Annotated in this window: 17 protein-coding genes and 1 pseudogene; 14 read left to right on the top strand and 4 right to left on the bottom strand. The window is 59.8% G+C overall.

What is annotated here, in order from left to right; all coding sequences use genetic code 11:
* The 9 genes from NMAG_RS03555 (at position 1) to NMAG_RS03515 (ending at position 9,792) form a co-directional block, all read left to right on the top strand.
* Positions 1-1,035: a hypothetical protein gene (locus NMAG_RS03555; RefSeq protein WP_012996409.1), complete on the top strand. Its 1,035-nt coding sequence runs from the start codon at positions 1-3 to the stop codon at positions 1,033-1,035.
* Between the two features lie 8 nt (positions 1,036-1,043).
* Positions 1,044-2,342 carry an eCIS core domain-containing protein gene (locus NMAG_RS03550; protein WP_004216510.1) on the top strand — a complete coding sequence of 433 codons (1,299 nt, stop codon included), beginning with the start codon at positions 1,044-1,046 and terminating at the stop codon, positions 2,340-2,342.
* Entirely contained in the window at positions 2,339-3,295 is a 957-nt protein-coding gene (locus NMAG_RS03545; RefSeq protein WP_012996408.1) for a hypothetical protein, read from the top strand. Before NMAG_RS03550 ends, NMAG_RS03545 begins: the two co-directional genes overlap by 4 nt.
* Before the next feature lie 22 nt (positions 3,296-3,317).
* Positions 3,318-4,172: an eCIS core domain-containing protein gene (locus NMAG_RS03540; protein WP_012996407.1), complete on the top strand. Its 855-nt coding sequence runs from the start codon at positions 3,318-3,320 to the stop codon at positions 4,170-4,172.
* Positions 4,173-4,263: 91 nt separating this feature from the next.
* A complete protein-coding gene (locus NMAG_RS03535; RefSeq protein WP_237076813.1) occupies positions 4,264-5,217 on the top strand; it encodes a hypothetical protein in 954 nt (317 codons plus the stop codon).
* Positions 5,218-5,225: 8 nt separating this feature from the next.
* Positions 5,226-6,575 carry an eCIS core domain-containing protein gene (locus NMAG_RS03530; RefSeq protein ID WP_012996405.1) on the top strand — a complete coding sequence of 450 codons (1,350 nt, stop codon included), beginning with the start codon at positions 5,226-5,228 and terminating at the stop codon, positions 6,573-6,575.
* A 77-nt stretch (positions 6,576-6,652) separates the two neighbouring features.
* A complete protein-coding gene (locus NMAG_RS03525) occupies positions 6,653-7,582 on the top strand; it encodes a hypothetical protein (protein ID WP_004216068.1) in 930 nt (309 codons plus the stop codon).
* Between the two features lie 104 nt (positions 7,583-7,686).
* On the top strand, positions 7,687-8,751 hold the full coding sequence (locus tag NMAG_RS03520; protein ID WP_049939263.1) for an eCIS core domain-containing protein: 1,065 nt from the start codon (positions 7,687-7,689) through the stop codon (positions 8,749-8,751).
* 81 nt (positions 8,752-8,832) lie between these two features.
* Complete coding sequence (locus tag NMAG_RS03515) at positions 8,833-9,792, top strand: hypothetical protein (RefSeq protein ID WP_237076812.1); 960 nt, start codon at positions 8,833-8,835, stop codon at positions 9,790-9,792.
* 297 nt (positions 9,793-10,089) lie between these two features.
* Here NMAG_RS03515 and NMAG_RS21475 read toward each other — a convergent pair.
* A pseudogene (locus tag NMAG_RS21475) lies at positions 10,090-10,228 on the bottom strand (IS630 family transposase); the annotation flags it as partial.
* 556 nt (positions 10,229-10,784) lie between these two features.
* Here NMAG_RS21475 and NMAG_RS03505 point away from each other — a divergent pair.
* Positions 10,785-11,723 (top strand): hypothetical protein, encoded by a 939-nt coding sequence (locus NMAG_RS03505; protein WP_004216508.1) that lies wholly within the window; start codon positions 10,785-10,787, stop codon positions 11,721-11,723.
* Complete coding sequence (locus NMAG_RS03500; RefSeq protein ID WP_004216507.1) at positions 11,720-13,645, top strand: pyrroloquinoline quinone-dependent dehydrogenase; 1,926 nt, start codon at positions 11,720-11,722, stop codon at positions 13,643-13,645. The genes NMAG_RS03505 and NMAG_RS03500 overlap by 4 nt, the downstream gene beginning before the upstream one ends.
* 221 nt (positions 13,646-13,866) lie before the next feature.
* On the opposite strand, the gene NMAG_RS03495 is transcribed toward NMAG_RS03500, so the two are convergent.
* Positions 13,867-16,113, bottom strand: coding sequence for a PQQ-dependent sugar dehydrogenase (locus NMAG_RS03495; RefSeq protein WP_004216506.1), 2,247 nt, complete (start codon positions 16,111-16,113; stop codon positions 13,867-13,869).
* Between the two features lie 567 nt (positions 16,114-16,680).
* Positions 16,681-17,019: a hypothetical protein gene (locus NMAG_RS03490; RefSeq protein ID WP_004216504.1), complete on the bottom strand. Its 339-nt coding sequence runs from the start codon at positions 17,017-17,019 to the stop codon at positions 16,681-16,683.
* A 185-nt stretch (positions 17,020-17,204) separates the two neighbouring features.
* On the opposite strand from NMAG_RS03490, the gene NMAG_RS03485 reads away from it, so the two are divergent.
* Positions 17,205-17,432 carry a DUF5795 family protein gene (locus NMAG_RS03485; RefSeq protein ID WP_004216503.1) on the top strand — a complete coding sequence of 76 codons (228 nt, stop codon included), beginning with the start codon at positions 17,205-17,207 and terminating at the stop codon, positions 17,430-17,432.
* A 66-nt stretch (positions 17,433-17,498) separates the two neighbouring features.
* On the opposite strand, the gene NMAG_RS03480 is transcribed toward NMAG_RS03485, so the two are convergent.
* Complete coding sequence (locus tag NMAG_RS03480; protein ID WP_004216501.1) at positions 17,499-18,413, bottom strand: UbiA family prenyltransferase; 915 nt, start codon at positions 18,411-18,413, stop codon at positions 17,499-17,501.
* 283 nt (positions 18,414-18,696) lie between these two features.
* Here NMAG_RS03480 and sucC point away from each other — a divergent pair, with 283 nt between their 5' ends.
* Positions 18,697-19,848, top strand: a complete 1,152-nt coding sequence (sucC, locus tag NMAG_RS03475; RefSeq protein WP_004216500.1) for an ADP-forming succinate--CoA ligase subunit beta — start codon at positions 18,697-18,699, stop codon at positions 19,846-19,848.
* Positions 19,848-20,720: a succinate--CoA ligase subunit alpha gene (gene sucD, locus NMAG_RS03470; RefSeq protein WP_004216499.1), complete on the top strand. Its 873-nt coding sequence runs from the start codon at positions 19,848-19,850 to the stop codon at positions 20,718-20,720. Before sucC ends, sucD begins: the two co-directional genes overlap by 1 nt.
* The last annotated feature ends 46 nt before the right edge of the window (positions 20,721-20,766 follow it).

The raw sequence follows: 20,766 nt of genomic DNA, 5'->3' as shown, positions 1-20,766 counted from the left end.
ATGAGGGCAGAAATTAAAAAAGAAACGAATGATGGGTTCGGAGTTCTAGTCACGGACAATAATAATGTCAAACACAAAATTGGAATCTGTGATGACGGGGAGATTGATGGTCATGAGTGTGAGGATTATCCATCAAAACCTGAAAAGCGCACTCGAGAAGAAAGCGAGTACGGCAAGCAAGCCCGACGCTACGCCCAGTACTACGTCTTCCTGAATCGGGGTTACGACACTGTCAACCCGAAGTGGAAAAACCCCGTCCACCTGCAGGCGGTTCGGTCGGCGATCGATTCGATGGACCTCGAGGAGTTCGAGGATCACTTTGGTGATCTCTACCAGCAACTGAAAAGTCACCACGACGAGGACACCGAGCGCGTTCTCCATCCACCGTCGGATTCCCAGGACGAAGACTACCACCTCTATCGCAAGAATGTCTATCTCGGGCTCGATCCCCTCGAGACCGACCTCGCCGACGACGCACGAGAACTCGCTGCGGAATTCGGCCTCGATTTAGACGAGCACGCACCGACGAAGACGTCGCTGGCAGGACTAACCGACAATGGACTCGAGGCCTGGACCGGCTTTTCCACGGAGTTGTTCGAACAGTCCGACGAGGAAGAACTGGCAGCACTGACAGAAGGATTCTACGTCGATACGACGTCAGAGTTGCACATGGCGTATCTCGACCACGACGGCATCGAACAAGTGACGACGGCCGTCGACCCCGACAAAGAGCCCGACGCTCGATTCGAGGTGTCGCCAATCGACCCCCGATCGATGGAACACTTCAAGGCTGCACTTCAGTTTAACCTGATCTGCCAGATTCGAGACTGCTTCATCCGCATGGGCGTTACTCCGCCTGAAGAGTTCCAAGTGCTGGGTGTTGGCCTTATCGCTGCCGTCCAAGCCTACGACGAAGTCGACTTCTACCCTGATTATCATCTCATTCAGGACGACGGTACCTTCTATGGTGACATCCACTCGAAGTACTTCTCAGATAACTCCTTGCTCGGCAGTGTGAAATCATTGCTGAACTGACCGAACCCATGTCGGCACAGACCCACAGTACTGAGTACTCGAAAACTGCACTAATACGTTCGAGTTCCGCGGGCAAGTGGTCCATAGAACACTGGAAGCGCTCCCGGAACGCGGACTCGGACGACGAGACGAGCGACACGTCACGGGCACAGACTGCCGACACGGCGTCTTCGTCAGCCGCTGTCTGGGATGGAAGCCCCAAACCGCTGGCGGCGGCTGACCTCGAGCATGCCCGGGTGGAGACTCACCTCGAGGCAGCGACGTTCGACAACTCCGCTGCAGCCGTGGATCTCGCTGATTCGGCGGTTCCACGACTATTCGGCCGTGACGAGGCTCAGATTCAGCGCTCGCTCGAGGGAACCGACACGACCATCGACGAGGTTCCCGGCAAGGTTCTGGACGTGCTGAGCAACGGTGGCCAACCACTGAATCAGCCCGTTCAACGCGCCCTCGAGGAGCGGATGGACGCCGATTTCTCGGACGTACGCCTTCACACGGGCGGCACTGCAGCGAAAGCTGCTGAGGCGATCGACGCGAAGGCGTTTACCTGCGGGAACGATATCGTGTTCAACTCGGGCGAGTACGATCCCGAAAGTCCGGAGGGCCAGCACTTGCTCGCGCACGAACTCGCCCACGTCAAACAACAGAACGGTGGCGCGCCGATTTCGATGATGCCCCAGGAGGGCGCTAATCTCGAGATTGACCCTGATCCGCAACTCGAGCGCGAGGCCGACGCGGCGGCCGAGCAGGCACTCTCCGGTGAGGAGCCGCTAGTCGTGAGTCGGATGGGGACGGATGTCCACATTCAGCGGATGCCTGCCGGTGCTCCAGTGAAAGGTGCAGAAGGTGGCGCGGGCCTGGCCGGCCGGGTGAGTGCCATCGAGGAGTCACTGAGTGAACTGGAGCCGTTGAAGTCACTGGCCGATCGGACCGACGAGCTCAAAGCACAACTGGACGGTTCGGGCGACGGCGGGGTCGCGAAGAAAGTTGGCGCGGCCGGTATTTGGGGCAGCGTCGGTGCCGCACTCACCCAGGCTCAGCATGCTGGTGCTGACGCCCTCGGCGTGGAAAGCCTACTTGGCAATCTTACCGGAGACGCTCACGCCGACGCCGTTCTCGGAACGGTCATTGCCGGGACCACCGCCGCGAAGGTCACTGGCGGCAAAGAAGGCATCTCCGCGCTCAAAAAGCGCGCCAAAGCGTGGTTCTCCGAGTGGCGCGCCAAGAGTGACGAAGACGATCAGAAATCCCGTGAAGAAGATGAGAGTGAAGGAACGTTGGATTCGGTTAGAAACTTGGTGGGGTGATTATTTTGGAATCCTCAATCCATGGCGAAAACGACGACTTGGTAGTAGTAGATGTAATCGATAATAACGGGACGGAGCATGCCATCGCCGTAAAACCTGACGGGACTATCAAACAACATGCCCAAAACGGCTACCCCGACGATCCATCAGAGCGTACCAACACCGAGGACGAAAGTGTCTCCCAGGCTCGGCGCTATGCCAAATACCACGTTTACCGAGAAACAGAATACGACACCCTCGAGCCTCGGATGAACCCGGATCGGCTCGCCGCGGTCCTCGCGGCCGTTCACACGATGGACGACGAGGAGTTCGAGTCGCTGTTCGATCCTCTCCACCGGCAAGTGGTTAGCTACGACGATCCGTCCGTGGAACCGCCGATCGACTCGCTCGAGTACGTCGATCGCGAGGAGTTCAGACTGTACATGCTCGACGTCTACCTCGCGGAGGATCTCGAGGAGATCCGAGCGACCGCGGACGCGTACAGCGACGAACTGGCGACGATTGTTGACGAAGTCGAATCTCAGACCGACAGTGGAGGTCTCCGACAGAAAGTTGCCAGTTTCGCCGGCCAGGTCCAAGAGCGAGCGGCGTCCGGCGACATCGAGCCGCCAGAGTTCTCTATCGAAGCAGTTTCGGATGTCCACATGCTCTACTATGAGGACACTAATGACGACCGCGTCGTCGAAGGCAATCGGCCGTTTGATCGAGAACCCGATGCCCGCCTCGAGTTCACGCCGATGCCTGCGCATTCAGTTGAACAGTTCCGGCCCCTAATCGAGGAACACCTACTCTGTCAGATCAGAGACTGCTACGTCGGGATGGGCGAGGAACCGCCCGCACAGTACCGCGTGCTTGGTCATGGCCTCTACAAATTCGCCCAGAAGTACCGCCACTTCGATTGTTACCCCGACTACGCCGATCCGAACACCGACGTTCCAGGCTACAGGGCCTAACCCAGACCTGCAGACAGCATTCATGAGTGTCGAATTCCGTGTCGCGTCGCCGCAGCCGACAACGAACAACTCACGTATCCCTGGCTGGCAGTCGGCGTTCACACTCGTGTTCAACTCCGGCGAGTACGATCCCGAGAGTCCAGAAGGCCAGCATCTCATCGCCCACGAGGTCGTCCACACGCTGCAGCAACCCGACGCTCCCATCTCGATGATGCCCAAAACCGAGGTCGAGATGGAGGTCGACCCCGATCCGGCCGCCGAACGCGAGGCCGACGAGATCGCCGGCCAGGTCATGCGCGGCTGGGAGGCCGGTCTCGAGGGTGAGATGGCCGACGCCGAAATCCACGTCCAGCGCTTTACGGGGGCCATCGCCGACATTGGTAGTACTGCAGCGAGTTTCGTGAAGTTCAACCACGAAGCACAAAAAGCAGCTCAGGAGGACAAAGCTGACAGCTACGCCCAGATGGGGGCCACTGAGGGCAATATTGAAGAACGCGTCGAAAATCTCGAGGGGCAAGTGTCAAAGCTCGGCGAGTACGTCTCCGAGCAGGTCCGGCCCGCCTCGACCAAACGACAGATGGTCACCGAAGCCGGGAAGGACGCCCTCTCGAGTGGGGCCGGGTTGGCGACTGGCGCGGGGATTGCCGCGTTAGGACTGGCAGGCCCGCTGGGAGCGATCGCCGGTGCGGCGCTGGCTGGGGCTGCCACCAAAGGGATGCTGGACACGAGCTCTGCCGTCAGCCAGACTGCTGAGCAAGTCACCCCCGATTGGCTAGACGAGTGGGGTGACTCCGTTACAGATCGCCTGCCAAAATGGCTCGGTGGTCGGGATGAGGATGAAGAAATGAACGACCATTCCGATGGTGCGAAATTCTGATTGTGTTATGAAAGGCGAAATAATCGGTGAAGACGAAGTTGATATCGGTACCAAAATAATCGATAACAATGGTTCCGAACATCAAATTGAGATGCATAAATCTGATGGCGAGATTTATGCCCACCTGTGTGAGGAATACCACGACAAAGCGGCCAACAGGACCCGAGAAGAGAACGAATATAATAATCAGGCTCGCCGCTATGCTCAGTACTACGTCTTTCTGAACCGCGGTTACGACACAGTCTCCCCAAAGTGGAAAAATCCCGTCCACCTGCAAGCGGTTCGGTCGGCGATCGATTCGATGGACCTCGAGGAGTTCGAGGACCACTTCGGCGATCTCTACCAGCAACTGAAAAGTCACCACGACGACAGCACCGAGCGCGTTCTCCATCCACCGTCGGATTCCCAGGACGAAGACTACCATCTCTATCGCAAGAATGTCTACCTCGGTCTCGATCCCCTCGAGACCGACCTTGCGGATGACGCTCGAGAACTCGCTGCGGAGTTCGGCCTCGATTTAGACGAGCACGCACCGACGAAGACGTCGCTGGCAGGACTAACCGACAATGGACTCGAGGCCTGGACCGGCTTTTCCACGGAGTTGTTCGAACAGTCCGACGAGGAAGAACTGGCAGCACTGACAGAAGGATTCTACGTCGATACGACGTCAGAGTTGCACATGGCGTATCTCGATCACGACGGCATCGAGCAGGTGACGACGGCCGTCGACCCCGACAAAGAGCCCGACGCTCGATTCGAGGTGTCGCCACTCGACCCCCGATCGATGGAACACTTCAAGGCTGCACTCCAGTTTAACCTGATCTGCCAGATTCGAGACTGCTTCATCCGTATGGGCGTTACTCCGCCCGAAGAATTCCAGGTGCTGGGTGTCGGTCTCATCGCTGCCGTCCAAGCCTACGACGAAGTCGACTTCTACCCTGATTATCATCTCATTCAGGACGACGGTACCTTCTATGGTGACATCCACTCGAAGTACTTCTCAGATAACTCCTTGCTCGGCAGTGTGAAATCATTGCTGAACTGACCGAACCCATGTCGGCACAGACCCACAGTACTGAGTGCTCGAAAACTGCACTAATACGTTCGAGTTCCGCGGGCAAGTGGTCCATAGAACACTGGAAACGCTCCCGGAACGCGGACTCGGACGACGAGACGAGCGACAAGTCACAGGCACAGACAGCCGACACGACGCCTTCGTCAGCCGCTGTCCGGGATGGAAGTTCCAAGCCGCTGGCGGCGGCTGCCCTCGAGCATGCCCGGGTGGAGACCCACCTCGAGGCAGCGACGTTCGACAACTCCGCTGCCGCCGTGGATCTTGCCGATTCGGCGGTTCCACGACTATTCGGTCGTGACGAGGGTCAGATTCAGCGCTCGCTCGAGGGAACCGACACGACCATCGACGAGGTGCCCGGCAAGGTCCTGGACGTGCTGAGCAACGGTGGCCAACCGCTGGATCAGCCCGTCCAACGCGCCCTCGAGGAGCGGATGGACGCCGATTTCTCGGACGTACGCCTTCACACGGGCGGTACTGCAGCGAAAGCTGCTGAGGCGATCGACGCGAAGGCGTTTACCTGCGGGAACGATATCGTGTTTAATTCGGGCGAGTACGACCCCGAAAGTCCGGAGGGTCAGCACTTGCTCGCGCACGAACTCGCCCACGTCAAACAACAGAACGGTGGCGCGCCGATTTCGATGATGCCCCAGGAGGGCGCTAATCTCGAGATTGACCCTGATCCGCAACTCGAGCGCGAGGCCGACGAGGCGGCTGCACAGGCACTCTCCGGTGAGGAGCCGCTAGTCGTGAGTCGGATGGGGACGGACGTCCACATTCAGCGGACGACCACCGACGACGGTGGACTCGCGAGCCCATCCCGTATTCGTAAAATCGTCTCCGAAGAGATCGAACAGCGCGTTCCCGAGGCGGTAGACAAGCGATTGGAACAGCGATCCGAGGAAATCGAAGAGTTGCTCAGCGGCTCGGACGAACTGGACGAAGCGGCGTTGGAAGACCTCGGTGTAGATCCCGAGGCGATCGAGGGCGGAGAGAGCAGCGTGTGGGAACGGCTACGCGACGGGGCGACCGACAATCGAACGGCGGTCACCGCCGGAGTCGGCGCAACCGTTGCAGCACTGACGACGGTCGCATCCGCCGGCGCGTTGCCGCTTGCTGCTGGTGCTGCCGTCGCTGCCTCTGGAGCCTTCGCCTCAAGTATGCTCGGCAAAGGGGCTGCCGACGCCGCACTCGGTGAAGAGAGCAGTCTCTCCCCGGAAGAACTCGCAACGGTCGTCGAAACGGTCAAACGTGAACTGCGAGAGAGTGGCGAGACTGGAGCGGGTGACTCGACCGGTGACGTGGACATGGAGGCAGAGTACGAACAATGAAGGCAGTTATTACAGGAGAATCCAAGCGGATTGGTATTAAGGTTCAAGATAACAATGGTGTAGACCACGGTATCGAGATGAACGAAAGTGGTGAGATAAAGTACCACGAGCAAGACGGCTATCCAGACAAGCCAGCCAAACGCACCCAAGAAGAACACGAGTGGGTCAATCAGACGCGTCGATTCGCCAAATTCTACGTCTACCGTCAGCGCGGGTACGAAACGGTCGACCCGCTTTCGAATCCCGACAGGATTGTGACTGCCGCGATGGCTATTGCCAACCTTCCGGCAGATACCTTCGAGGACTATTTCGGCGAGTTCTACCAGCAGATGCGCCACGACGCTGGCGAGGCTGCCCCCGTCGTCGAGGTTCCGGATCTGCCACCGGTGACCGTCCCACGCGTCGAACAGGACATCTACCTCGGGCTGGATCAGACCGATACGGCAGCCTTGCTCGAGGACCTGATCGCTGACGGAGCCCTGGAAGCAGTGGTGCGAACGGTCGAGCAGGCCACCGACAGTGGGGGGCTCGTGAGTCGTATCCAGCAGACTTTCGCCAGCGACGAGGAGATTGACACCTCCAGTGTGGCAGAAACGTTCAGTGAGGGCGTCATCGAGGCCATCGGACCGGTTACGATCCGATGGGCAAACGGCGACCGCGACGAAGCAGTGACAGGTGAGTCCGATGGAGCCGTCCCAGACCGTCATCCAGACGCCCGTCCACAGATGTTCGGCCGTGCCTACCAGTTCGACGACCTCGAGGACTTTCGCCACTCGCTGGTTCGCCACCTGTGCTGTCAAGTTCGCGATTGTTACATCACGATGGGAATCGCCCCGCCGGAAGACGTTCGGATTCAAGGGCCGGGGTTCTACGATCACATCGGCTGGTACAGCAATCACGACTTCTATCAGGACTATCACGACCCACAGGCGACCATCACCGACTGGCACGAACAGCACACGCCCGACGACGCGTACGACCTCTCAGGCCTGCTCGAGTCAACCTAAGAAGAGTCTTATCGATATAATCTCAGTTCCGAAATACATAATTCACCGCTCCTCAAACTCGGATGTATCGACTATCAATGCGCTCACAGACTGTCTGTCACGGTATGGATGGCTCGCTGAGAAGCGGAGCGCAATACGATATCGAACAGCAAACCGAAGCCTCGCTGCATCGCAACAAAGCTGCCCACCGTGATCACGAACCCGCAGGCGAGGCCAGCGTCCCCGATTCAGTGCGAGCGGTCGTCTCCGAACCCGGCCAGCAACTCGAGGGCGAGGTCAAAGCCGGCCTCGAGGGGCGATTAGACGCCTCGTTAGATCACGTCCAGATTCACACGGGACCGACGGCCCAGCAGGCCTGCGAAGAGGTCAACGCCCGCGCGTTCGCGGTCGGCAACCACATCGCGTTCGGTCCGGACGAGTACGATCCGTCCTCACCAGAGGGCCAGCATCTCATCGCCCACGAGGTCGTCCACACGCTGCAGCAACCCGACGCTCCCATCTCGATGATGCCCAAAACCGAAGTCGAGATGGAGGTCGACCCCGATCCGGCCGCCGAACGCGAGGCCGACGAGATCGCCGGCCAGGTCATGCGCGGCTGGGAGGCCGGTCTCGAGGGCGAGATGGCCGACACCGAAATCCACGTCCAGCGGTTTACGGGGGCGATCGCCGATATCGGCAGTACTGTGGCAAGTTTCGCGAAGGTCAACCACGACGCACAGAAAGCAGCTCAGGAGGACAAAGCCGACAGCTACGCCCAGATGGGTGCCACTGAGGGCAATATTGAAGAACGCGTCGAAAATCTCGAGGAGCAGGTGTCAAAGCTCGGCGAGTACGTCTCCGAGCAGGTCCGGCCCGCCTCGACCAAACGACAGATGGTCACCGAAGCCGGGAAGGACGCCCTCTCGAGTGGAGCCGGATTAGCGACTGGCGCGGGGATTGCCGCGTTAGGGCTGGCAGGCCCGTTTGGTGCGATTATTGGAGCCGGTCTGGCTGGGGCTGCCACTAAAGGCATGCTCGATACCAGCCCTGCCATCGGTCAGACTGCCGAGCAAATGGCATCTGGTCGCGTCCATGAGAAGGCTGGTGCCTTGCGTGACCGTCTACCGGGCTGGCTCGGTGGCCGGGATGAGGATGATGAGTGGGGAGATAACTTCGATGGCTTAGCGTAAACCATGAAAGCAGAAATCACCGGTGAGAATGATGAAAGTATCGGACTCCACGTCGTTGATAACGTTGGTAACAAGCACAGAATGGAGATGCACAAAGCCGATGGCGAGGTTTACGCTCACGATTCTGAAGCTTATTCACAAAAACCCGAGAAGCGTACTCGAGAAGAAAGCGAGTACGGCAAGCAAGCCCGACGCTACGCCCAGTACTACGTCTTCCTGAATCGGGGTTACGACACTGTCAACCCGAAGTGGAAAAACCCCGTCCACCTGCAGGCGGTTCGCTCGGCGATCGATTCGATGGACCTCGAGGAGTTCGAGGACCACTTCAGTGATCTCTACCAGCAACTGAAAAGTCACCACGACGACGATACCGAGCGCGTCCTTCACCCGCCGGCAGACTCGCAAGACGAGGACTACCATCTCTATCGCAAGCACGTCTATCTTGGTCTCGATCCGTTAGACACCGACCTCGCGGATGACGCTAGAGAGCTCGCTGCGGAGTTCGGTCTCGATTTAGACGAGCAATCACCGAACGAGACGCCACTAGCGGGACTAACCGACGATGGACTCGAGGCCTGGAGTGGCTTTTCTACGGAGTTGTTCGACCGCTCCGACGAGGACGAGCTGGCAGAGTTAGCCGAGGGCTTCTACGTCGATACGACCTCCGAACTGCATATGGCGTATCTCGACCACGACGGCATCGAACAAGTGACGACGGCAGTCGAACCCGACAGGGAACCTGACGCTCGGTTCGAGGAACCACCGGTCGATCCCGGCACCCTCGAGCAGTTCCGGCACGGACTGTCGTTCGATCTGGCGTGTCAGATCCGGGATTGTTTCGTTCGAATGGGTGTGAAGCCACCTGAGGAGTATCAGATCCTGGGTCTGGGCCACATTGCTGCTGCACTGGCCTACGAGGAGGTCGACTTCTATCCGGACTACCATGCTCCTGACGAGGACGGGGCGTATCTCTCCGACCTCGACTCGAAATACTTCGGTGATAACTCCCTGCTCGGCAACGTAAAGTCACTGTTAAACTGAGTGAACCAACCCAAGAGAAGATGCAAACGCAAGTTCAATGCATGGCCCCAACGATTACACTCCCCCTCGAGAACCAAGTATCTACGCTCGGCGAGTACGTCTCCGAGCAGGTCCGGCCCGCCTCGACCAAACGACAGATGGTCACCGAAGCCGGGAAGGACGCCCTCTCGAGTGGAGCCGGATTAGCGACTGGCGCGGGGATTGCCGCGTTAGGGCTGGCAGGTCCGTTAGGGACGATTATTGGTGCCGGTCTGGCTGGGGCTGCCACTAAAGGAAGGTTGGAGACAATAGTAGACGTTAGGAATAATTGCTCACCTTTGGGAGCGAGGGTTGATCAATCGCTGTTGTGATCTCGTTGAGTGAGTCAAAGAGCATTGCTAAGTACCGCTTGGAGTTGTCTCCAGCACTCTTCGCCTGGATTTAGCTCAGGTGAATACGTCGACTCGTCGGTCGTTGATCGAGTCTGTTTTACACATATCCAACTAATTGGAGTCCATTACTGTATATTGTACTGATGTATTAGTGCACAAATCCCAGACGGAGCACTTCTTCGGCGAACAAACTCGTGAGCCGAGCGTGTGACCCGTGCTCTGAAGCACCAATCTTCTGAAGACAGACGTCGTACCTACGACCCAGCTGAACAATCTGTTTCCTTCCACTTTCATCCCAAGAGTGCTCTCATAGAAGCCCGCTCCGTCGTGTCCCCGGTAGTCTCGTCTTACAGTACATCTCCCACTTAGTGGCGTTCGAATCGGATTGGAGAACCGGTACTCGAGTGGCGACCAGCCTACAAATTCACCCGCAGTGGTCGTGCGTCGCGACTGCCTCTCGATTCGGGGATAGCGACTCGTCTAATCTGTTATTAGGCGCGGAAACGGTTACTAATCCGACTACAATTTGGCACACCCTACAGCGTACGCTGGGTAATCTCAGACAGAAGTCGAAACTGTGAAAACAGCTAATTGGTGGTGTGTCACGGGTTCTCTTGTGCCATGGCATACGGTACAGATCCAAGAGAGCGGTATAGTTACGGCGAGGTCAGTGACGACGAGCGCCGCGAGTTCCTGAAGGCACTCGGTGTCATCGCCGGCGGGACGATCGCAGGCGCGACGTTGCACGACCTCAGAGCCGAGGTATCGAGCGGCACAGCAAGCGGGCTGGCCGAAATGGGACAGGGGATTCGTGACGGGCTTACCGGTTCGCTCGACGCCACACTGTTGAGCAACCAACTCGGTGCGTTGACGGCTTCCTTCGAGCAGCTTCCTGAACTCGAGGCGATGGGGGTCCCTGAGGCCGGGTCCGAGGCGTATCAGGCGCTGACCGAACCGGCGTGGGCGATCAACGAGCATCTGGCAGATGTCGGCTTCTTCGCGAGCGCAGAGCAGACGCTGCCGGCGTTCACGCCCGAACACATCGAGACGACGACGCGGCAATTGCTCCACCTCGACGCGCTGCCAGCCACGCTGGCGGAGGTTGGCTTTGCCGAACAGGAGCAGGCGGCGCTCGTGACGAACATCGTCAACGCGCGCGAACAGCTCTCGTGGTGGATGCCGGCTGAAGCGTATCCGCCCGCAGAGGCGGTCGACGACGGCGTCGTCCACGACTACGTCGCACCGTTGCACCAGCGGGCTGCAGAGGGATCGTTGCTGTGGATCGACGGCCTCGATCACTTCCTCTGGACGAACGAGGTACTGGTGACCTCGGAAATGATCGACCGCGGACTCTGGGACATCAAATCCATGCTTGGCGGCTACTACCTCATGGGTTCCGCCGCGCGCGACCTCGCGGAGGGCTCCATCGCGGACGAACACCTCTCGACCCTGATCAGCGGCAGTAGCGCGATCATGATCATCGGCCAGGAGTTCCTGCTCGACGACGTGATCCGCATCACAGACGACAAGCGCGCCCCGACGGGGGTGACCAGCCAATGACGTTCGAATCACACCTCGAAGAACTCCCAGAAGACGCACCGTGGGACGAGATGCCCGGCGAATCGCACGTCGAACAGTACGATACAGACCAGATTCCGGAGGTCGACATCACCGAATCCGACATCCGCGACTCCGGACAGAATCCCGAGAACTGGCTCGTCTTCGGAAACAACTACGAGGGCCACCGCCACACGACGGCAGACCAGATTACGCCGGAGAACGTCGACCAACTCGAGTTCGAGTACGTACTCGAGTTGGGTGCGCCGGAGAACGACTTCCAGGGGTCGCCGCTGGTGGTCCACGGTGATCCGCCGATCATCTACCAGACGATTGGGCCGGACAGGCTGTACGCGATCAACGGCCGAACCGGTGAAATTCTGTGGCGTCACATCTACGAGAACGCAGATGGGACATCGGACGAGACGCCGCCGGCAGAGCGTGGTCCGGCGGTGCTCGGGGATATGATCTACAAGAGCACGCTGGATCTCGGCGTGCTCGCGATGGATCGCTACACCGGTGAGACGGAGTGGTACTACAACGGTGCGGCGGCGTATCGCGGGGAGGTCGCCGACACCGACGTCGGGATGCACGAGGAACTGCGCTGGGAGCGCTCGCGTGGGACGACGTCCTCGTTCCCGCCGATGATCTGTGACGGCGTTCTGATGAAAGGGAGCTTCGGCGGTGAGTTCGGTGTCAGCGGGTTCTTCGATGGGATCAACGTCGAGGACGGCTCGCCGGAGTGGCGGGTGAATATGACGCCCGAACACGAGTGGGTTGGCGACTCCTGGTTGCACGGCGGCGGGACGGCCTGGGCGGCGTCGAACCTCGATCCGGAGAGTGGGACGATCATTATCCCGTCTGCGAACCCTGCCCCATGGTACGGGACTGTTCGGCCGGGGTTCAACCCCTACACGGCAGGAAAAGTTGCGGTCGACATCGAGACGGGCGAGTACGAGTGGCACTACCAGGATGCTCCACACGACTGGTGGGACTACGACTCGCCGAGTCCGGCGCTGGTCTTCGAGGAAGAGCACAATGGCGAGCCGACGCGGTTTGCAGCGTGGCCCGGGAAGACTGGCTGGGTCTACACGGTCAATATGGAGACGGGGCAGCTCCACCAGCGCAGTGAGGAGTTCGTCCAGCACCACAACATGTGGTCGCTGCCGCCGTACGAAAATCTGGACGACGCACCGTGGATCATGCCGGAGCTCCGTGGCGGGACGAACCCACAGACCAGTTCGTTCGACCCGATTTCACGGACGATGGTCGTTAAAGGCGTCAACCACCCGATGAAGTTCTCCTGGTTCGAGGTCGAGTACGAACCGGGCGAGGTCTACATCGGTATGGACACGATCAGACAGGATCGGGTGCCCGGCGAGGAAGAGGAGATCGACGAACCGGACATCGAGACGCCGCGTGAGGAAATCGTCGAAGTTGAAGAAGAGGTCGAAGAAGACGAAGAGGAGGATGTCGAGACGGTTGACGATGATGAGGAAGACGAGGAGGAAGAGGAAGACGAGGAGGAAGAAGAAGAGGAAGAAGAGGAAGAAGAGATGGAAGAAGAAGAGGTCCCGTTCTGGAACGAAAACGGCGGTGTGCTCGCTGGTATCGATCCGTTCACTGGCGAGGTGAAGTGGCAACAGTGGTACAGCTGGCAGCAGACGCCGCCGTGGGGTGGTTCGATGACCACGGCGACCGGCATCACCTTCGCCGGCGACGGCCGCGACCTGTTCACGGCGTTCGACACGGAGACTGGCGAAGAACTGGCCGAGTGGAACATCGGCGCAGCCGTCTCCGGTGCGCCGATTAGCTGGTACGACCCCGGTGAAGACAAACAGTACGTCGCCGCACCGGCAGGCGGCGAACGTGAGGACTGGACCGAGCCAGGAAACCGGTTCGCCGTCCTCTCACTGCAGCGCTGAGCGATTCCTCGTCAGTTTTTTGCCGAGTCGTCCGTTTCGTTATCCTCGACTCGATGCGGACACGAGTCACGGATCACGAGCCACGAGCCACGAGCCATGAATACCACGTTACGGGTTACGAGGCGCTCTCAACATCGAATTGTCACCTTCTCACCGCCGAAAAATGAACGAAAACGTCGACCGAGTCGAGGCTGTTTGACGGATTCTCGTGGTAGTCTCCGTCAGTTGTCTTCGTCTTCGTCGTCTTCGATATCGTCGTCAACCTCGACGTCATCTTCCTCGTCGTCGACCTCGACATCATCTTCCCCGTCGTCCAGCTCATCGTCTTCTTCGTCGAGGTCGTCTTCGTCCTCATCCGCTACTTCTTCTTCCACTTCCTCTTCGTCGTCAGCCGGCACGATTCGGCTCACGTAACCTTCGCCCTCGATCGTCGGCGTGTCGGACGTCAGGACGTAGACCTCGCCGTCTGCGTCACGGCCGAAGGCGTAGACGAGCTGCTCCATCATGCCATCGCCAGCGACTTCGCCGTCGCCTTCGACGGTGAGTTCTTCGATGTCCCAGAGGTCGACCTCGTCTGGCGGGTGGTACTGCTCGAGTCCATCCTCGTCGATCTCGTTTTCGTCGTCCTCAGCGTCGTCTGCGTTTTCGCCTTCGGGATCGACGGGCTCGAAGTCCTCGCCGTTTTCGCCCTCAGCATCGTCGTCCGCTCCGTTCTCGACCTCGTCGTCATCGTCCTCGTCCTCGTCCTCGTCCTCGACGCCGTTATCGTTCTCCTCATCGAGTTCGGCGTCGTCTTCCTCTTCACCGTTTGGCCACCCTTCCGGCGGGTGAGCGATAAAGAGCCGGCCTGGACCTTCGCCATCCCAGCTCCAGTCACCGAAGACGTACGCGTTCTCGAGGTCGTCAATCTCGCCGGCCTCGTACATCATGCCGCCGATGATCGCGGTGCCGATGCGGTCTCGCTCGCCGTTGTCGGTTGCGGCCCCGCGTTCGACGTCTTCTTCCTCGTCGCCGTTCTCTTCGTCCCCGTTAGCCTCGTCGCCGTACCGGCCCATATCGACCTCCTGTGGGTACTCGATTACGGGGCCAAGTAGTGGTTCGCCGGCGCGTGGCTCGGGAAGATCGTCCGAGACGCTGTCTGGACAATCCTCCGGCGGCTCTTCGGGCGTCTCTGGGTCGAAACAGTGTGTTCCCTCCCAGACGTTCCAACCGTAGTTACCGCCTTCCTCGACGTGGTTGATGATCTCGAACAGCGCCTGCCCGACGTCCGCGGCGAGCAGTTCGCCGTTTTCGAAGGACATTCCCCACGGGTTCCGCAGTCCCCAGGCCCAGTACTCCGGCAGGTTCTCCTCGGTGTCGACGAGCGGATTGTCCTCGGGAATGCCGTAGTTTCGCTCCTCGTCGCCGTCGTCGTCGACATCAATTCGGAGAATGCCGCCGAGCAGGTTGCGCTCGGTGTCCTGCCCGTTGCCGCCCCCAATTTCTGGATACCAGTCGTCGACGTGGCCTTCGTCGTCGTCACCGGCACCGCCACCGTCGCCTGTCGAAACGTAGAGGCAGTCGTCAGGGCCGAACGCGATTGGGCCTGCGTTGTGGTTGAACTGCGGCTGTGGTATCTCGAGGAGGATCTCCTCGGAATCGGGATCTGCTTCCGTGTTGTCGTCGTCCGCTGTCTCGAACTGCGCGAGCGTATCGAGGTGGTCGACGGTCTCTGGCACCTCCGCACCGGGCGCGCCATACTCTGGCTCCTCGCCCTCAGCACTGTATCGGACGTAGAACTGCCCGTTCTCCTCGAAGTTCGGATGGAACGCCAGTCCGAGCAGGCCGCGCTCGTCGAAGTCGCCCTCGAGTTCGACCATCCGGTCTTCGATGTCGAGGAACGGTTCGTCCTCGAGTCCGTCCTCGCCGTGGATGTGAATCTGGCCAGTCTGGTCGACGATGAATCGTCGGTCGGTCTCCCCTTCTGCAAACTGGAGATCGATGGGTGCGTTCAGGCCGTCGGCGACAGTTTCGAGGCCGACGGTTGGGCCGTCGCCGATGATGACGTCGGGGTCATCGTTGACGTCTTCTTCCTCGTTGTTGGCCTCGTCGACGAGTTCGATCTGCCCGCGCATGGCCTGGGGATGAGGCGCGCAGTAGTACTCGGCCATCCCCTCCTCGGCGGTGAACTCGACTTCCTGGGTTTCGCCCGTACCCGAGATAATATCCGTTTCGACGAAGTTCTCCTCGCCCGCTTCGTCTTCAATGACGAGGTTATGTCCGGCGCCGTCTTCGTTCTCCCAGATGAGGGTATACTCCTCGCCCTCGACGAGTTCGAGGGTCGGATTCCGTTCGTCTGCGATGTCGTCTGGATAGCTTCCGATCCAACCGCTGGTCCGACCCAGCAGTTCGATCTGATTGTTCTCACCGTCCTGTGCGAGTGCTGTCGTCGCAAATCCTGAAACCGACGCGAGTGCAGTTGCCTGCATCAGGAGCCGCCTGGATACCGTGTATGATCGATCGGAGTGGTGTGCTGTCATTGTATGTACCTGTCACCGTCGTGTACGCTCGCTTGGATAGCGCTCGGCTTGCACTATCGTCACGCTCTGTACCGGATTTCGACGTGTCCTCGTTGGACAATAAACCGAAGCGATCGTTCCCCCACTAATCTCGACTTGTCTAAATTTCGAACTCGAAACACGTATTTATCACATAGTAATGTCGTTTTCTCCGGGGGAGAGTGCCTCGCTCTCCGGCGTTCTCGTTGAAGCATCAAGCAGTTGTATCGAATCCTGTGACTGTGGCTGTAACAGTGTTTTAGGCACCCGAACTGAAAGGCCGTTTACAACTAGAACTGTCAGGCATTTGGAATCCACAGAGAGCTGTCTACAGGTGAACAGAACGGCATCGGATCACGGTCGAGTCCTGAGTCGTCCGATCGAGAATCGGTCGCTGTAGCTGACGTTTCTGGTAGTACACACTGCGATGTCAGACACGGGAGATTGAGTGTTGCCTCTGCAGACGGCTCTGTCAATGCCCGTAGGCACCCTGCCGTTCTAGTTGTCGATTCCGGGACGCTGGAACGTCGTTTCAGTGTCTCTTTCGCCCGCCGCGTTGTCGGCGGCTGTTTCGACGGCATGCTCGAGTTCCGGCGCGGCAAGAATCTCGTTTCGCGTCGGCTCCGCTGCTCGCCAGAAGTAGTACGTGTCCGCACAGCCCGCGATCAGGTCCGAGAGCGGTTGGTCGTCGTCGTGAACGACGGAGACCAGATCGCCGGTTACCGCGACGAGGACCGCGTCGGCTGGCTTGTGCAGTTCCTCGCGGAGCTGTGTGACCGTACAGTCACTCGGCAGTTCCAGATGAACGCCGTCGACGGTCGCCCAGTGCGTCTCCATGCGGTGACAGACGGCCGATGGGACTTATACCGTTGTGCACGCAGTGACAGGCAGCCCACAGTAGTCATGTCTTACCGCCGAAACGTACTTTTTGGCGGTTGCTTGTTGTGTCGACCAGTCACCGGTCCAACAGGGATACAACAGTCCCAAAAACGCTTAGGGGTGTTGCGCTCGCATGCACTCTCGTGAGCGAAAATCGCGTCGTTCAGGGCCGAATGGTTACCGCACGCACACTCGCGGAACTGATCGAAGACGACTCCGTGATGGAGGCTGAGCCAATCTCCGAGGCTGAGATGGACTGTCCGAAGTGTGGCGGAAACGTCCTCGAGGTCGGCTACATGCCGTCGGTGACGGAGTTCGTGACGGGACAAAAGTGCCAGGACTGCGACTGGGCAGCGACAGACCGGGACTGAGTTGCTACGTACCGTCCTCGACGACCAACTCGAGTACACTGCCAGCTAAGCAACTCGAGTGCACAGCTACCAGACGAACAACTCGAGGACACCGACGACGGCAGCGAGAAAGATGTGCTCGCCGTCGACGATGAAGCCGTAGTATAGCGGCCCGTAGTCCGGCTCAGCGAACGGAATATACACCCCCACGTAGGCGTTCATCGCGAGCACAGCCAGGAACCGACTCGAGAGCACGCCGCTCAGAACGAGTGCGACGACGACCGCAGCGATCACGATGTTTGCCACCTGCGCGCCGATGCGAGTCCAGCGCGGTCCGAAAACGTTCGGCACCGTCGCAATCCCCTCCTCACGGTCTCCCGCGATATCCTTGAGGTCGAAGACGACGGCTGCGACCGTGATCATCGCAGTGACGTAGCCCGCCAGAAACAGGATCTCGACGGTCCAGAGCTGTTGGTAGTAGTAGCCAACTCCGAGGGGCAACAGCCCCCAGGCGAGGCCGACGACGATGTTTTTAATCAAAAACACTTGCTTCAGACCACTCGAGTACGCCGCGGCGACGAGCAGTGGGATGAGCATGTAGCCGGCACCCGGAACGCCGGCGGCGACGGCGACGACGATTGCGAGCAGGTACAGTCCAGCGCCGACTGCGAGCCAGAGCCGGCCGTACCGCCGTGTTAATGCCGCTCGGTCGGGCATGTTTTCCTCGTCCTCCGCGAGGTCGGTGAGTCGGTTGACGGTGTAGACGAACATCGTCACGGCGAAGACGATGAACAGCGGCAGCGCCTCGATGGGGAGGCCGGCGAGCAGCGCCGTCGTCACGACGACGCTCATCGTCGCCAGCGAGATGAAGAGGTTGCTGTGGACGAGTAACTCGAGTGCGCGCGTGAGTGACGAGCGCAAGCGGTCGACGGTGTCGGCGCTGTCAGTGTCGGTATTGGTATCGCTATCGGTGTCGGTGTCGGTGTCGGACGAGGTGGTCACGGGTGCCCTTCGCTGGGAGTGGCGGGTGTGGGTTGGTGGGGTGGGGCTGTCGTCGGGCCGGACGTCGTCGCCCGGGGCGTCGATGTCGACACTACCGAGACAGCTGGAGTGAACACGGAGTACGTTTGGATCCCTCGGGAGTCAAAGCCTTCGGTCCGTGGTCTATTTGGTCTATTGCTGCCGTGTGCCCGAGACAGTCGCCATCCACGTAACAGGAAGATATCACGCCGCGAGTGGAAACTAACAGGATTTAAGCAAGGTCAGAACGGCCGTTCGAATGGCTATGAAACTGCACGAGTACCAGGCGAAGCAGGTCTTCGCCGACGCCGGTGTCCCCACGCCGTCGTCCCAACTCGCCTCTGACGTCGACGGTGTACTGACCGCGGCCGAGGAGATCGGGTATCCAGTCGCAGTCAAGGCGCAGGTACAGGTCGGCGGCCGCGGTAAGGCCGGCGGGATTGAACTCGTCGAGAACGATGAGGAGGCCCGTGAGGCTGCCGAGTCCATCATCGGTATGGACCTCAAGGGCTACCACGTCGGACAGGTTCTCGTCGAGGGAGCGGTCGACTTCACCGACGAACTCTACGTCGGTATCACGATGGACCGTGGCGAGGGCAAGCCCGTCGCCATGGTCTCGACGAAGGGCGGTGTCAACATCGAAGAGGTCGCCGAGGAGGACCCCGACGCGATCGCCCGCGAGCACATCGACCCCGCGTTCGGCATGCATCCGTTCCAGGCCCGCAAGGCCGTCTACGACGCCGGTGTCGACAAGAGCGTCGCCAACGACGTCGCAAGTGTTCTCACCACACTCTACGATCTCTGGGAGAGCCGCGACGGCTCCGACGCCGAGATTAACCCGCTGATGGTCACGGCTGACGATGAGGTCATCGCAGCCGACGCCGTCATGAACATCGACGAAGACGCCCTCTTCCGCCAGCCCGAGTTAGCGGAAATGGAAGAAGAAGCCGCAAGCGGCGGCGACGAACTCGAGCAGAAGGCAGACGAGTACGGCTTCGATTACGTCCGACTCGAGGGCAACGTCGGTATCATCGGCAACGGAGCCGGTCTCGTCATGACCACGCTCGACCTCGTCGACTACTACGGCGGCGAACCCGCCAACTTCCTCGACGTTGGTGGTGGCGCGAAGGCAGAACGCATCGCGAACGCGCTGGACATGGTCTTCTCCGACGATAACGTCGACAGCGTCGTCTTCAATATCTTCGGTGGCATCACCCGCGGCGACGAGGTCGCCAAGGGAATCAACGAGGCACTCGAGCAGTTCGACGAAATCCCCAAGCCGGTCGTCGTCCGTCTCGCCGGCACTAACTGGGAGGAAGGCATGGAGATTCTGAACGAAGACCTCGTGACTGTCGAACAGACACTCGAGGACGCGGTCCAGCGTACCGTCGAGTACGCGGAGGAGGTGAACGAATAATGAGTGTGCTAGTCGACGACGACACGCGCGTCGTGGTACAGGGAATTACGGGCGGGGAAGGCAAGTTCCACGCCGAACAGATGATCGAGTACGGTACCAACGTCGTCGCCGGTGCGGTTCCCGGCAAGGGCGGCCAGGAGGCCGCCGGCGTGCCGGTCTACGACACGGTCCACGAGGCCGTCGAGGAAGAGAACGCCGACACCTCGGTTATCTTCGTCCCGCCGGCGTTCGCGGGCGACGCCATCTTCGAGGCACTCGACTCTGAGCTCGACCTCGCCGTCGCGATCACGGAGGGCATTCCAACCCAGGATATGGCGAAGGTCAACAAGCGCCTCTCGGAAACCGACACCCGACTCATCGGTCCGAACTGTCCCGGCCTCATCACGCCCGGCGAGGCAAAGCTCGGCATTCTTCCCGGCAACATCTTCTCCGACGGGAAGGTCGGTCTCGTCTCGCGCTCGGGCACGCTGACCTACCAGGTTGTCGATAACCTGACCAACCGCGGTATCGGTCAGACCACCGCCATCGGTATCGGCGGCGACCCGATCATCGGCACCGACTTCGTCGACGCACTCGAGCTCTTCGAGAACGACGACGAGACGGAAGCCATCGTCATGTGCGGTGAGATCGGTGGCGAAGACGAAGAGGAGGCTGCCGCGTTCATCGACGAGCACGTCGACACGCCGGTTGCCGGCTTCATCGCCGGCCGCACGGCACCGCCAGGAAAGCGCATGGGCCACGCCGGCGCGATCGTCTCCGGCTCCGGGACCGGCACCGCAGAGAGCAAGATCTCGGCACTGAACGACGCCGGCGTCCCCGTCGGCGACACGCCGGAAGAAGTCGCAGACCACATCGAAGAGTTCCTCGGCTAAACGCGGAACACACGCTCCGCTTTGCGGTTTTCGTGTTCTACCGTAC

The sequence above is a fragment of the Natrialba magadii ATCC 43099 genome, assembly GCF_000025625.1.
Lineage (GTDB): Archaea > Halobacteriota > Halobacteria > Halobacteriales > Natrialbaceae > Natrialba > Natrialba magadii.
Note: the sequence above shows the minus strand (reverse complement) of the source record. Positions and strands in the feature narration are given on the sequence as shown.